Source organism: Reyranella sp. (assembly GCF_965228225.1).
GTDB lineage: Bacteria > Pseudomonadota > Alphaproteobacteria > Reyranellales > Reyranellaceae > Reyranella.
This window is the reverse complement of the sequence record NZ_OZ245801.1, coordinates 5,850,941-5,864,681: the sequence shown is the minus strand read 5'-3', so window position 1 is coordinate 5,864,681 and position 13,741 is coordinate 5,850,941. Positions and strand designations below refer to the sequence as shown.

The 13,741-nt window shown below is 67.2% G+C and carries 13 protein-coding genes; 3 read left to right on the top strand and 10 right to left on the bottom strand.

Features of this window, described 5'->3' with window-relative positions; translation table 11 throughout:
* Nucleotides 1-397 precede the first annotated feature (397 nt).
* From ACO07K_RS28435 to ACO07K_RS28405, 7 genes are all read right to left on the bottom strand, one after another.
* Nucleotides 398-1,660 (bottom strand): MFS transporter, encoded by a 1,263-nt coding sequence (locus ACO07K_RS28435; RefSeq protein ID WP_422033773.1) that lies wholly within the window; start codon nt 1,658-1,660, stop codon nt 398-400.
* Nucleotides 1,657-2,808 carry a dATP pyrophosphohydrolase gene (locus tag ACO07K_RS28430; RefSeq protein ID WP_422033772.1) on the bottom strand — a complete coding sequence of 384 codons (1,152 nt, stop codon included), beginning with the start codon at nt 2,806-2,808 and terminating at the stop codon, nt 1,657-1,659. Before ACO07K_RS28430 ends, ACO07K_RS28435 begins: the two co-directional genes overlap by 4 nt.
* A 7-nt stretch (nt 2,809-2,815) precedes the next feature.
* Nucleotides 2,816-3,736 (bottom strand): metallophosphoesterase family protein, encoded by a 921-nt coding sequence (locus ACO07K_RS28425; RefSeq protein ID WP_422033771.1) that lies wholly within the window; start codon nt 3,734-3,736, stop codon nt 2,816-2,818.
* Nucleotides 3,737-3,749: 13 nt separating this feature from the next.
* Nucleotides 3,750-4,976 carry a serine palmitoyltransferase gene (spt, locus tag ACO07K_RS28420; RefSeq protein WP_422033770.1) on the bottom strand — a complete coding sequence of 409 codons (1,227 nt, stop codon included), beginning with the start codon at nt 4,974-4,976 and terminating at the stop codon, nt 3,750-3,752.
* A gap of 2 nt (nt 4,977-4,978) precedes the next feature.
* Complete coding sequence (locus tag ACO07K_RS28415; protein WP_422033769.1) at nt 4,979-5,281, bottom strand: acyl carrier protein; 303 nt, start codon at nt 5,279-5,281, stop codon at nt 4,979-4,981.
* Nucleotides 5,282-5,394: 113 nt separating this feature from the next.
* Nucleotides 5,395-6,315, bottom strand: a complete 921-nt coding sequence (locus tag ACO07K_RS28410) for an NAD-dependent epimerase/dehydratase family protein (RefSeq protein ID WP_422033768.1) — start codon at nt 6,313-6,315, stop codon at nt 5,395-5,397.
* A gap of 9 nt (nt 6,316-6,324) precedes the next feature.
* Nucleotides 6,325-8,064, bottom strand: coding sequence for a fatty acyl-AMP ligase (locus ACO07K_RS28405; protein WP_422033767.1), 1,740 nt, complete (start codon nt 8,062-8,064; stop codon nt 6,325-6,327).
* Nucleotides 8,065-8,260: 196 nt separating this feature from the next.
* Here ACO07K_RS28405 and ACO07K_RS28400 point away from each other — a divergent pair, with 196 nt between their 5' ends.
* Genes ACO07K_RS28400 through ACO07K_RS28390 form a run of 3 tightly spaced genes read left to right on the top strand, consistent with a single transcriptional unit; the run spans nt 8,261 to nt 11,366 of the window.
* Nucleotides 8,261-9,442 carry an aspartate aminotransferase family protein gene (locus ACO07K_RS28400; RefSeq protein WP_422033766.1) on the top strand — a complete coding sequence of 394 codons (1,182 nt, stop codon included), beginning with the start codon at nt 8,261-8,263 and terminating at the stop codon, nt 9,440-9,442.
* Between the two features lie 2 nt (nt 9,443-9,444).
* On the top strand, nt 9,445-10,371 hold the full coding sequence (gene argF, locus ACO07K_RS28395) for an ornithine carbamoyltransferase (protein WP_422033765.1): 927 nt from the start codon (nt 9,445-9,447) through the stop codon (nt 10,369-10,371).
* Entirely contained in the window at nt 10,359-11,366 is a 1,008-nt protein-coding gene (locus ACO07K_RS28390) for an Hsp33 family molecular chaperone HslO (protein WP_422033764.1), read from the top strand. The genes argF and ACO07K_RS28390 overlap by 13 nt, the downstream gene beginning before the upstream one ends.
* On the opposite strand, the gene ACO07K_RS28385 is transcribed toward ACO07K_RS28390, so the two are convergent.
* Genes ACO07K_RS28385 through ACO07K_RS28375 form a run of 3 tightly spaced genes read right to left on the bottom strand, consistent with a single transcriptional unit; the run spans nt 11,315 to nt 13,705 of the window.
* On the bottom strand, nt 11,315-11,803 hold the full coding sequence (locus ACO07K_RS28385; RefSeq protein WP_422033763.1) for a GNAT family N-acetyltransferase: 489 nt from the start codon (nt 11,801-11,803) through the stop codon (nt 11,315-11,317). The genes ACO07K_RS28390 and ACO07K_RS28385 overlap by 52 nt on opposite strands.
* Before the next feature lie 31 nt (nt 11,804-11,834).
* Nucleotides 11,835-12,965, bottom strand: coding sequence for a zinc-binding dehydrogenase (locus tag ACO07K_RS28380; RefSeq protein WP_422033762.1), 1,131 nt, complete (start codon nt 12,963-12,965; stop codon nt 11,835-11,837).
* Complete coding sequence (locus ACO07K_RS28375; RefSeq protein ID WP_422033761.1) at nt 12,962-13,705, bottom strand: SDR family NAD(P)-dependent oxidoreductase; 744 nt, start codon at nt 13,703-13,705, stop codon at nt 12,962-12,964. The genes ACO07K_RS28380 and ACO07K_RS28375 overlap by 4 nt, the downstream gene beginning before the upstream one ends.
* Nucleotides 13,706-13,741 lie beyond the last annotated feature (36 nt).

The window sequence follows — 13,741 nt, the reverse complement described above, 5'->3', positions numbered from 1 at the left end:
TTGTCGGAAGAGATCGAACGACGACGTACGGCGCCAGGCGTGGCGCGATACGTCAGCCGATACTCGACTGAGCTAAGATCCGTTTATGCGGCTGAGCGAGGAAGGAGGCCCGAGCGAGGGTCGGGCAAATGACATAATAGCGGGGAACGCGCCCCGCGCGGTGTGCAACCATCTCAGAAGCTCCTTCCCGGACCCGGCCCTCTTCGCTCTCAAGCAAATTGGCCGGCACTGCCAAAAAGAACACTTTCCGTCGTTGCGTAACCACAGAGGGCCAGCGGCACGTGCGTTGGGCGTCTTGTATGGGTGCTATCTACAACTAATCGACCTGGTTACAAGCAGAATCTGCCCCGCCCCGGAAATTTCGATGCGCGCGTGACGCTGGCAAGACGCGTGTGCGTCAGACGCGTGGCACCGAGGAGCCGGGGAGCTTGATCGACGCGGCCAGCACGGTGAGCGGGACCAGCATCACCGACGAGCAGACGAGCGCGGTGCGGACGTCGAAGAAGTTGGCGATCTTGCCCCACAGCAGCGCGCCCAGCACCATGGCGCCGAAGAACACCATCTGATGAACCGCCATGCCGCGCGCGCGCATGTAGTTCGGCAGGATCATCTGCACCGAGGCGCCATTGTTGGCGATGACGGTGATCCAGCAGGCGCCGTTGATGGCAACGACGGCGCCGACCACGATCGGCGTCATGGCGAGCGCCGCGACCAGCGTGGCGGCCGCCGAAACGCCCATCGCCCAGATGTTGGCCCGGTCGGGACCGAGCAGGCGGTTCACCGTCGGCAGCGAGAAGGCCGCGACGACGGCACCGGTGCCGAACACGCCGTAGAGGATCCCGAACGTGAACTCGTCGAGGCCCAGCTCGAAACGTCCGATCACCGGCAGCAAGGTGCCCATGGCGATACCCGGCACGAAAAAGCAGAGCCCCCGCGCGAAGATCGCCCGGAGCTCCGCCGAGCCGCGGACGAAGGCGATGCCGGCGCGCGCCGCTTCGGCAAGGGTCTCGCGGCGCTGGGCGGCGCGCGCCTCGGCCGGCCGCTTCCAGGCCCGCATGGCGAGGATCACCCCGACATAGGTGAAGGCGTTGATGGCGAAGAGCAGGAAGACGCCGACCAGGCCCAGCAGCAACTGGCCGATGACCGGGCCGATGGTGCGGGCGAGATTGAAGCCGGCGCTGTTCAGGGCGATGGCCGGGCGCAGCTGCGGTCCGCTGACGATCTCCGGCACCACGGCGTGCCAGGCGGGCGCGTTCATCGCGTTGCCCAGCCCCATGCAGAAGGACAGCGCCAGCAAGTTCCAGTGGTTGAGCTGGCCGAGGAAGGCCAGCACCGCCAGGGTCGCGGCCACGCCCATCATCCAGACCTGGCAGCCCATGATATAGCGGCGGCGGTCGAAGCGGTCGGCCAGGATTCCGGCGAAGAAGCAGAACAGGAACATCGGCAGGGTGCCGGCGGCGGCCAGCAGGGCCACGAAGATCGGCTCCTGCGTCAGGCTGGTCATCTCCCAGGCCGCGCCCGTGGTCTGCATCCAGCCACCGACGTTGGACATTAGGTTTGCGATCCACATCGCCAGGAACGACCGGTTGGCGAGAGGTGCGAAGGCGGAGGGCGGCTTCGGTGGCCGCGCGGGCGCAGGCCCAGGCGACGTCGGCGTCACCCGTGCAGCGCCTTCTCGTAGATGCGGTGGGTCTTGTAGTGCACCCCGCCGACCGAGCGGATGATGTTGTTGGTCGCCTTGTTGTCCTCGAGGATCCAGCCCAGTTCCGCCGAGGTCTTGCCCAGCCGCTTGCCGTTGGCCCGCAGGGCATCGATGGCGATCATGGCGAGGCCGGCGCCCAGCAGCGGATGGTTGCGGAACTTCTTCTTAACGCCCATCAGCGGCACCCGCGTGCTGCCGACACCGGCGATCTTGAGGCGCCACAGCAGCTTGGCGAGATTGATGGGCCCCAGCGTGCCGTCGAATTCCGCGACCGCCTCGTAGACGTTGGTGAGCGCCACGATGAAGGCCACGCTCTCGTCGTCGACATCCACGAACACCGCGAGCTCGGGCACGATCACCGGCCCGAAAGCCTTGGAGGCATGGTCGATTTCGGCCTGGGTGAAGGGCACGAAGCCCCAGTTGTCGCTCCAGGCGTCGTTGAAGATGGAAACGAGCGTGCGCACCTCGGCGTCGAACATCTTCATGTTGGCCGTGCGCACCTTGACCCGGCCTTCCAGCCCGCCACGCTTCAGCAGCTTGGCGCCGATCGTCTCCGGCGCGTTCTGGACGTCGTAGTCGTAGGAGAAGACGTCCTTGGCCTTCCCATAACCGCAGGCTTCGACCCGGGGCCCGGCATAGGGCGGATCGTAGGGCACCAGCAGGACGGGCCGGCTGTCGAAGCCGTGGATCAGCAGCCCCACCTCCTCGTTCACCGAGAGGCTGAACGGGCCGGTCACGTGCTGCATGCCCTTGGCCCGCAGCCAGCCCTCGGCGGCCGCGAACAGGCCAGCGAAGATCGCCGGATCGTCCTCGGCCGCCAGGCAGCCGAAATGGCCGGTGCTGTCGTTGTATCGCTCGAGATGGGCGCGATCGATCTGGGCGGAGATCCGGCCGACCACCGTGCCGGCCCGCCGCGCCAGGAAGAAACGCACCTCGACATGCTCGAACAGCGGGTTCTTGCCCGGCGTGAAGGCTTCGCGCCGCTCGATGTCGAGCGGCGCGACGTAGCCCTTGTGGCCGGCATAGAGCCGCTTGGGGAGCGCGATGAAGGCGTTGAGGTCGGCCTTGGACTCGACCGGGGTGACCGTGATGTCGAACGAAGCCATTGACGCCTCAGGCTGCCAGTGCGGACGGCGCGCCGCCGTTGAACACGATGCGGCCGTCGGGTTCGCAGCCCGTGCCGTCGGCTTTGAGCGCGCGGATGTCGAGGGTGATCCGCCAGCCCGCGGTCTCGCGCGCGATCCCGATCAGGTGATAGCGCGCGCGGCCGTACTTGCTTTCCGGCGCCGCCGACGCCGAGGTGACGCCGACCACCGGGATGGCGCCCTGCGGACCCGCGATGCGCGCGACTTCGCTGCGATGGTTGTGGCCGTGCAGCACGATCTCACAGCCGACCCTACGGATCATCGCCTGGAAGGCGGCGGCGTCGGTCAGCCGCTTGAAGCGCGATTCTGTGGTGAGCGGCGGATGATGGATCATCACCACGCGGCAGAGCCCTTCGCGGCCGAGTTCCTCGAGCAGCTTCCCGGCGGCGGCGATCTGCGCTTCGCCCAGGGTTCCGGTCGCGAAGAACGGCGGCTTCGGCGCGCCGCTGTTGAGCCCGACCAGGACCACCGACCCGCGCCGGCGCACGGTGGGAAACACCGTGAAGTCGGTGGCCAGCGGCTGCCCATCGCCCGCCATGTAGGCGCCCCAGCGCCCGAGCCCCTCGCGCCACAGCGTGGCGACATAGACGTCATGGTTGCCGGGAACGATCGTGACCTGGTCCGGCCCGCCGAGCGTGGCGAGCCACGTCGAGGCGCGGGCGAATTCGTCGGGCAGCGAGATGTTCACGAGATCGCCGGTCAGCGCGATGTGGTCGGGCTTCTGCGCCGCGATGTCGGCCACGATGCCGGCCAGCGCCTCGGGGCGATGGAGCTGCACGCGATTGCGCCACCAGTTGAAGTAGCCGGTGGCGCGCTTGCCCAGGAGATCGACGACGCGCGCCTGCGGCATCGGCAGATGCGGATCGGACAGATGCGCGAGGGTGAACATGGCGGATGCGCCCCTAGCGGGCGCCGCCCACCACGCGGAGCGTGCGGTCGTCGAGGACGCCGAGCTGGCGGCCGATGCCGGTCATGACCTCGATCATGTGCTCCAGCTGTTCCTTCGTGTGCACCGCGCAGACGGAACAGCGCAGCAGCGACACGCCGTTGGGCGTCGCCGGCGGCACGGCCACGTTCACGTAGATGCCGGCATCGAGCATCGCCCGCCAGAAGCCGATGGCGGTCATGCGGTCGGGCAGGTGCACACCGACCACCGGCCCGTGCTCGGGGCCGAGCTTGAAGCCCTTGGCGGCCAGGCCTTCGTACAATGTCGCAACGTTGGACCAGAGCTGCGTGCGCAGCTCGGGTTTGGCCTTCACCACCTTCAGCGCCTGGCGCACCGAGGCCACGATCGACGGCGGCAGCGACGCCGTGAACATGTAGGAGCGCACCGTGACGCGCAGGATGTCGAAGTCCGGCTCGTCCGAGACGCAGTAGCCGCCGATGGCGCCCAGGGTCTTGGAGAAGGTGCCGACGATGAAGTGGCAGTCGTCGATCACGCCGGTCGATTCGCAGAGGCCGCGGCCGTTGTCGCCCAGCGCGCCCAGCGAATGGGCCTCGTCGACGATCACGTAGGCGCCGTACTTCTTGCAGACGTCGATGAACTCGCGCAGCGGCGCGCTATCGCCCAGCATCGAATAGATGCCTTCCAGCACGACCACGCGGTTGCCTGGCCGGTCGCCCAGGCGGCGCAGCCGCGCCTCGAGGCTGGACGGGTCATTGTGCTTGAAGCGCACGACCTCGGCCTGCGTCATCTTGCAGGCGTCGTAGATCGAGGCATGGCTGTCGGCGTCGATCAGGAGCTGGTCGCCCTCGCCGGCGAGGGTCGAGATCAGGCCGAGATTGGCCTGGTAGCCGGTCGTGAAGACCATGCAGTGCTTCTTGCCGTAGAACTCGGCAATTTCCTGCTCAAGCGCCACATGCTCGGTGTAGCTGCCGTTGGCGATGCGCGAACCGGTCGTACCGGTGCCCTCGGCACGGATCGCCTCGATGGCGGCTTCCATGCAGCTCGGGTCGAAGGTCAGGCCGAAATAGTTGTTGGTGCCGACCAGCAGCATCTTGCGACCGTTGATGATCGCCTCGGTCGGCGACAACACCCGCTCCATCCGGATCTGGAACGGGTCGTAACCGGTGGTCCGAACGTCCCGATAGGCCTCGAGCAGGCCCGCATGCCGATCGAACAGGCCCATGGCTAACGCCGGGCGCAGAGCTTCTGGATGGTGTCCGCGAGCTGGTCGACGGTGTGAATCTCGGCCACCACGTTCATGGGGATCGAGATGTCGAAATGATCCTCGAGCTCCATCACCATGTCCATGATGGCGAGCGAATCGATGGTCAGATCCTTTGCGATCACGGTGTCGCCCGTGATCGGCCGCTCGCCGGTCTGGAAGGGCGTCAGGTGACGACAGATTTCGCGAATGACCTCCCCGCGCGACTGGCCGCTGACGCGGGCGCGTTCGAGGGTGTCGGTCATGCCGTCGGTTTCGACGATCATTTGATGGGCAGTGCGCAAAACGCTCTCCAGCGCCCGGGGGTGGGCGGTCACCTTGTGCCAGAAACAGCGATTCCGAGTGAAATGACAAATTGTTACGCCGTGTTTCACACGTCCTATAGCCAGTGCTTCGCGCGATACCACAAGATCGTGTCCCGGAAGCCGGACGTGAGGTCATAACGGGGCTGGAAGCCGATCGCTGCGGCCAGCCGCCGGTCGGCGGCCGACCAGTCCGGGTGGAAGATCTCGTTGACCTTCCCGCGGGTAAGGATCTGGGCCCCCGAGCCCAGCGCCTGCCGCAGCTCGTTCCAGCAAGCGATACCGGCGATGACGCTCCGGGGCACGGAGAGGTGAAACGGGCGTCGCCCCAGCGCCTCGCCTGCCGCCGAGGCCATGTCGGCATAGGTATGGGTCCGACCGTCGTCGATCTCATAGGTCGAATTCGCCGGAGGTCGCTCCAAGGTCAGCGCCAGTGCCTCGGCCAGGTCTGCGACGTGGATCAGCGACAGGCGCGCGTCCGGCATCCGAGGCTGCGGCGCAATGCCAGAGTTCACCGCTCGGAAATAGGCCAGGGTCTCCCGGTCACCGGGTCCATAGACCGCCGGAGCCCGCACGATCGTCCACGGCCCGCTGTGGGTCGCCACCACGGCCTCTCCCGCGCGCTTGCTTGCGCCGTAGGCAGAAAGCTGCGGCTCGCGGGCGGCGAGCGAGGACAACAGGACCATGTGGGCGTCGGGCGCCAGAGCGGACAGGAGAGCCGCGCTGTCCCGGTTGACCGGCAGGAAGTCCCGATCCGCCTTCGCCTTGATCAGGCCGGCCGCGTGGACGACAGCATCCGCCCCGTCGGCCAGCTGCCGCAGGGCCTGTTCGGAGGAGACCTCGCCCAGCACGAGATCGGCATCGACGCCGGCCAGCGACGGCAGGGGCGACCAGCGTCGAACCAGCAGGCGCAATCGCCAGCCGCGCCGCGCGAGGGCGGCCACGAGATGGGGGCCGACAAAGCCGGTGGCTCCGGTGACGGCGACCAGCCTGCCCATGGCGAGCGGTCAGGCCGCCTCGGGTTTGGGCGCGTAGAGGCCGGCGAGGTAGTTGGCCTTGGTCCGGGCGCGCGACAGCTTGCCGGACGAGGTGGTCGGCAGGCCCATGGTCGGCGGAACCAGCGCCACGTCGCAATCGACGGCGATCGCCTCGCGCACGGCGCCGGCGACGTCGCGGGCGAGATCGCTCCGGCCCTGCTCGCCCGAGACCCGCGCCAGCACGGCCACGACCACCCGCTCGCCCTCGCCGGTATCGATCGAAAAGGCCGCCGCGTCGCCGTTCTTGACGACGCGCTTGGCTTCGATCGCCCACTCGATGTCCTGCGGCCAGACATTGCGGCCGTTGACGATGATCAGGTCCTTGGCGCGGCCGGTGACGACGATCTCGCCGTCGAGCAGGTACCCGAGATCGCCGGTGTCGAGCCAGCCATCCACCAGGACCTCGCGGCTGGCCTCCGGCTCGCCGAAATAGCCCGGCATGATCGAGGGGCCGGACACGAAGATGCGGCCTACTTCGCGATCGGCCAGCAGGGCGCCGTCGGGACCGCGCACCTCGAGGCGATGGCCCGGCAGGACACGGCCGCAGATCACGAAGCGACGAGCGCGGCCATGGTCGTTCGGGTCCGCCGCCGGCACGGCGCGCTGGATTTCGGCCAGCGCCGTGCGGTCGACCGCATCGGTCCGCACGCCCGTGTCGTGCGGACAGAAGGTGATGGCGAGGCAGACCTCGGCCATGCCGTAGCTCGGAATGAAGGCGGTCGCGTCGAAGCCGAACGGCTGGAAGGTCGCCGCGAAGCGCTCCAGCACGTCCGCCCGCACCATGTCGCCACCGATGCCGGCATGACGCCAGCAGCGCAGGTCGAGATCGGGCGGCACCTGCGCCGCCCCGCGCCGCACGGCGAGGTCGTAGCCGAAGCTGGGACTGTAGGAGATGGTGTTCCGGTTGCGCGAGATCAGGTTCAGCCACTGCATCGGCCGGCGGGCGAAATCGCGTGGCGTCAGGTAGTCGATCGAGAGCTGGCTGGCCAGAGGCCCCATCAGGAACCCGATCAGCCCCATGTCGTGATACAGCGGCAGCCAGCTTATGGCGCGATCGCCTTCCACGACGTCGAGCCCGGCCGGGCCCACCATGCCGGCGAGATTGGCCATCAGGGCGCGCTGGGTGATCTGCACGCCGTGCGGATGGCGCGTGCTGCCCGACGAAAACTGGATGTAGCAGAGCTCGCCGGCGTCGAGCGGCCGCAGGTCGACCGGCTTCTCGGGGAGCGAATGGAGCACATCCATGCCGCCGTGGAGACGGACGGCGGGAAATTCCCGCGCCGCATCGGCCAGATAGCCCGCAAGATCGTCGAGCCCCACCGCGGCCACGGCACCCGATGCCGCGAACTGGCGGCGCAACTGATCGAGATAGGCCTCCTTGCCGCCGATCCCGACGGGAATGGAAACCGGAACCGGTAGCAAGCCGGCATACTGGGCGCCGAAGAAGGCGTCGAAGAAGCCCGGCCACGTGTCGGCCGTGATCAGAATGCGTTCGCCGCGCGCAAAACCGGCGCCGATCAGCTTGCGGGCGACGACCTGTGCCCGGTCGCGGATGTCGCGCCACGGCAAGGCCGAGAGCTGCTCGCCCTTGGCATTATAAAAGGTCACCCCGGTCTCGCCCTTCGCCGCATAGTCGAGCATCGCCGGCACCGAGGCGAAGCCGGCGCGATGAAGGGGCAGCGTGGAATTGCGAGTGGGCAGCAGTTTCATCGGAAGGCGGGTCTCCTAGCAGAGGGGTCGAGGCCCCTCAAGACGGCCGCCGCCGCCGGAGGCCACAAGTTGACACACCCGGACCCCGGTAAGATAGTGCCCGCCCCTCGCCAAAACCCGGAGTTTCCAGCCCGGAATCGTCGGATCGGCGGGGGTTTTTGATTTTTGAGGGAGGCTCGCTGTGATTACGGCTGTGATGCCGACGTACGGTCGCAAGGACGTCGTGTTCGAACGCGGAGAGGGTAACTATCTCTACGCGGTGGACGGCCGACGTTACCTGGACTTCACGTCCGGCATTGCCGTGAACGCGCTGGGCCACTGCCATCCCCATCTGGTGAAGGCGCTGACCGAGCAGGGCTCCAAGCTCTGGCACACGTCGAACCTGTTCCGGGTCGGCAACGGCGAGAAGCTGGCCAAGCGGCTGGTCGAGAACTCGTTCGCCGACACGATGTTCTTCTGCAACTCGGGTGCGGAAGCCATCGAGGGTGGCATCAAGCTGATCCGCAAGTATCAGTACATGAACGGCCAACCGCAGCGGTACAAGATCGTCTGCTTCCAGGCGGCGTTCCACGGCCGCCTGCTCAACGCGCTCGCCGCTACCGGCAACGAGAAGTATCTCGAAGGCTTCGGCCCGCCGGCCCCCGGCTATCGCCACGCGCCGCTGAACAACACCAACGTCGTCCGCGACATGATCGACGACGAGACCGCCGGCATCCTGGTCGAGCCGATCCAGGGCGAGGGCGGCATCCGCGCCACCACCCCGCAGTTCCTGAAGGACCTGCGCGCCATCTGCGACGAATTCGGCCTGCTGCTGTTCTACGACGAGATCCACACGGGTTTCGGCCGGACCGGCAAGCTGTGGGGCTACGACTGGTCGGGCGTGAAGCCCGATGTTGCCGCGATCGCCAAGGGCATGGGCGGTGGCTTCCCGATCGGCGCCTTCATGGCGACCGAGAAGGCGGCGGTCGGCATGGTCCCCGGCACGCACGGCTCGACCTATGGCGGCAACCCCCTGGCCACCGGCGTCGCCAATGCGGTGCTCGACGTCCTGCTGGCGCCCGGCTTCATCGAGGACGTGCGCGAAAAGGGCGAGTACCTGAAGGGCAAGCTCGAGGAACTCTGCAAGAAGCATCCCTCGGTGTTCGTCGAACAGCGCGGCATGGGCTTCCTGCAGGGCATTCAGTGCGCCCCGTCGGTGCCGGTCGGCGACATGGTCAACAAGCTGCAGTCGCTGGGACTCCTGGTCCCGCCGGCCGGCGAGAACGTGATTCGTATCTTCCCGGCCCTGATCGCCGACAAGGCCGCGCTCGACGAGGGGATCGCCATTCTCGGCCAGGCGGCGGAGTCGTTCGAGGCAGCGGCGAAGGCCGCCGAATAGCCATGTCGACTCCCAGACATTTCCTCGACCTGGATCAGGTCGATCCCAAGACGCTTCGCCAGATCCTGGATCGCGGCAAGGCGATGAAGAAGGCGCGGGCCAACGGCGGGCACGACCAGCCGCTGGCCGGCAAGACGCTCGCCATGATCTTCGAGAAGCCCTCGACACGTACCCGCGTGTCGTTCGAGGTCGGCATGCGCGAGCTTGGCGGCCAGACGATCATGCTGGGCCGCACCGACACGCAGCTTGGCCGCGGCGAGACCATCGCCGACACGGCACGCGTGCTCAGCCGCTACGTCGACATCATCATGATGCGCACCACCGTCGAGGAGAAGCTCCTCGAGATGGCGAAATATGCGACCGTGCCGGTGATCAACGGGCTGACCGACAAGACCCATCCGTGCCAGCTTATGGCCGACGTCATGACCTACGAGGAGCATCGCGGCTCCATCGAGGGCAAGTCGGTGGTCTGGTCCGGCGACGGCAACAACATGGCGACGTCGTGGATCCATGCCGCGGTCCAGTTCGACTTCGAGCTGCGCATCGCCTGCCCGCCCGAGCTGACGCCGCCGGCCGACGTGGTGCAATGGGCCGAGAAGTCCAAGGGCCGCATCTCGATCGGCCACGATCCCGAGTCGATGGTGAAGGACGCGGATTGCGTCGTCACCGACACCTGGGTGTCGATGGGCGACGAGGATCCCGACAGCCCGAGCGCCGCGCGACGGCACAATCTGCTGCGGGCCTACCAGGTCGACCAGCATCTGATGAAGCAGGCCAAGAAGGACGCGATCTTCATGCACTGCCTGCCGGCGCATCGCGGCGAGGAAGTGACCGCCGAAGTGATCGACGGTCCGCAGTCGGTCGTGTTCGACGAGGCCGAGAACCGCCTGCACGCCCAGAAGAGCATCCTGGCCTGGTGCCTGTCGTGAGTTCGCCATCGGGAGGACTTCCTTCCGATGACTGGGATCGCGTCCTTCCTTTTCAGCTGGACGCGCTCGGTGTGCGCGGCCGGCTGGTCCGGTTGGGCCCTGCCCTCGACGAGGTGATCGAGCGTCACGGCTATCCGCTCGCCGTGGCGCGGCCGCTCGCCGAATCGATGGTGCTGTGCGCCACGCTCGCGACCTCGCTGAAATACGACGGCATCTTCACCCTGCAGATCAGCGGCGACGGGCCGATCCGCCTGCTCGTCACCGACCTCACCAGCGACGGCGCGCTACGCGGCTACGCGCAGTTCGATTCGTGGAAGCTCGCCATTGCGCTGGGCAGCGGCAACGAGGATGTTCCGGCCGGCTACATACCGAAGCTGTTCGGCCAGGGTCGCCTCACCTTCACCGTCGACCAGGGCCAGTATACGGAGCGCTATCAGGGAGTCGTTCCCCTCGAGGGCGCAACCCTGGCCGACTGCGCCCATACCTACTTCCGCCAGTCCGAGCAGCTGCCGACCGGTATCAAGATCACGGCGCGTCGCAGCGAGACGGGCGGCCAACATCACTGGCACGCCGCTTCGCTGATGGTGCAGCAGATGCCCGAGTTCGACGCCGGCCGCATGGGCGTCGATGCCGAGCAGCGCGAGGACGACTGGCGCAAGGCCGTTATCCTGATGGCCTCGGCCACCGAGAAGGAAATGCTCGATCCGGCGCTGCCCGGCACCACCCTGCTCCACCGCCTGTTCCATCAGGAACAGCCCCGCGTATTCGAGCGCCGCCCCTTCGCGGCCCGCTGCCGCTGCAGCCGCGAGCGCATCGACAACGTCCTGCGCTCCATCCGGCGCGAAGAACTCGGCGATCTGCGCGACACGACCGGCCGCGTCTCGGTGAAGTGCGAATTCTGCTCGACCGAATACACCTACGACGACAGCGACCTCGACCGCGTCTATGCGCCAGCCCCCGAGGAAGCCGATCCGTCGAGGAGCGGCTTGTCGTAGAACACCGACCACTTCACGTCGGCGTAATCGAGAACCGGACCGCAGCGCGTAAAGCCGCAGCGTTCATAAACTTTCCAGGCCGCGTAATGACGGTCGCCGGTCTCCAGCACGAGACGCTTCAGCCCCTCGGCGCGCGCCATCGCCTCGATGCGGGCCACGATCTGCTCGCCGATCCGGCGGCCACGATGGCTCGGGCGCGTGTACATGCGCTTCACCTCGCCGATGCCGTCGCCGTGGCGCTTCAGCGCCCCGCAGGCCACCGCCACGCCGCCCTCTCGTGCAATGAAGACAGTGGTGTCTTCATCGGCCATCTGCTCGACGGTCAAATGATGGCAGTGCTCGGGTGGCGTCAGCTCCAGCAGGACGGCGTTCAGCTCGGCAACGAGCGTTCGGACTTCGTCCTGTAGCGGCGTCTCGACGGCGATCGTGAGGGACATCGAAGATCGGCTCCATCACCACGAAAGACAGTCAGCCGTTCGGCATCAGCACCTGCCGGACCGTGGCGACATCCTGCAGGCGGTCGAAGCCTTCGTTGAGCTGGTCGAAGCCGATGCGCTGGCTGACCATGCGGTCGACCGGCAGCTTGCCCTGCTGGTAGAGCGCGATGAAGCGCGGAATGTCGCGCACCGGCACGCAGCTTCCCATGTACGAGCCCTTGATGGTCTTCTCCTCGCTGACGAGGCCGCTCTGCCTGAAGGAGAAGTCGGCGGCGATCGGCGAGAGGCCGGCGGTCACCGTCGTGCCGCCCCAGCGCGTGACGAGATAGGCCGTCTCCATCGCCTTGATGGTGCCGGCGAGATCGAAGGCGTAATCGACACCGCCGTTAGTCAGATCGCGCACCTGCGTGACATGGTCGACATCCTTGGCATTGACGGTGTCCGTCGCGCCGAGCTGCCGGGCGAGACCGAGCTTCTCGTCGGAGAGGTCGATGGCCACGATGCGGCCCGCGCCCGCGAGCACCGCGCCCATCAGGCCGCTCAAGCCCACGCCGCCGAGGCCGACGATGGCCACCGAGCTGCCGGGCTCGATCTTGCCGGTGTTCACGACCGCGCCCACGCCCGTGACGACGGCGCACCCGAACAAGGCGGCCACGTCGAGCGGCAGGCTGCGGTCGATGACCACGATCGAGCCGCGATCGACCACGGCATATTCGGCGTAGCAGGAGACGCCCGAGTGATGGTTCACCGGCTTGCCGTCCATGTGCAGGCGATGATGGCCCGAGAGCAGCTGGCCCGCGGCGCGCGGACTGATCGAGCGCTCGCAGATATAGGGTCGGCCTTCGAGGCAGCGCCGGCAGCGGCCGCAGCTCACGTTGAAGGTGAAGCACACATGGTCGCCCGCCTTCACGTCGTGCACGCCGGCGCCGACCTCGACGATCTCGCCCGAGCCTTCATGACCCAGCACGATCGGCACGGGGCGCGGCCTGTCGCCGTTGATCAGCGACAGGTCGGAATGGCAGAGGCCGCCGCCGCCCACCTTGACCAGCACTTCTCCTTCACCCGGCGGGTCGAGATCGACTTCGACGACCTGGATGGGCTTGGACCTGGCGAAGGGGCGGGGCGCGCCGCAGACCGTGAGAACGCCGGCTTTCATCTTCATGCGATTCCTCCATCGACCCGGACCAGCGATCCGGTGGTGAAACTCGACTTGCTCGACGCGAGATAGAGCGCGGCCGTCACGATTTCCTCCGGCTGGCCGCTGCGCTTCAGCGCCGCCGTCGGGTTGGCCTTGTGCTCCTCCGGCCAGGCCTTGGACACGTCGGTCAGGAAACGGCCCGGCGAGATGGTGTTCACCCTCACCTTCGGCCCATATTCGAAGGCGAAGGCCTCGGTGAGCGCGTTGAGCGCGGCCTTGGCGCCGGCGTAAGGCGCGATCTGCGGCCGCGGACGCAGCGCCCCGGCGCTCGAAACGTTGATGATCGAACCGCCCTCGCCCGCCGCCATGCGGCTGCCGACCAGCGACATCAGGCGGAACGGTGCCTTGAAGTTCAGCGACACGATACGGTCGAAGAGCTGCTCCGAGGTCTCCAGCGACGAGGGGGCGAGCGGCGAGGAGCCGGCATTGTTCACCAGGATGTCGACCTTGCCGAAGGCCGCGTAGGCAGCCTCGATCATGCCGTCGAGTTCCTGCCAGTTGGCGACGTTGCAGGCATAGGTTGCCGCCTTGCGGCCCATCGCCCGCACCTCGGCCGCGACCTTGTCGCAGGTCTCCAGCTTGCGGCTGGTGATGAAGACGTCGGCACCGTGCTCGGCGAAGGCCTTCACCATCTGGTAACCCAGCCCGCGGCTGCCGCCGGTGACGAGGGCAACCTTGCCCGTGAGATCGAAGTGGTTGGTCATGATGAGCGCCCAGTCAAAAAAGGATCATGACAGGAG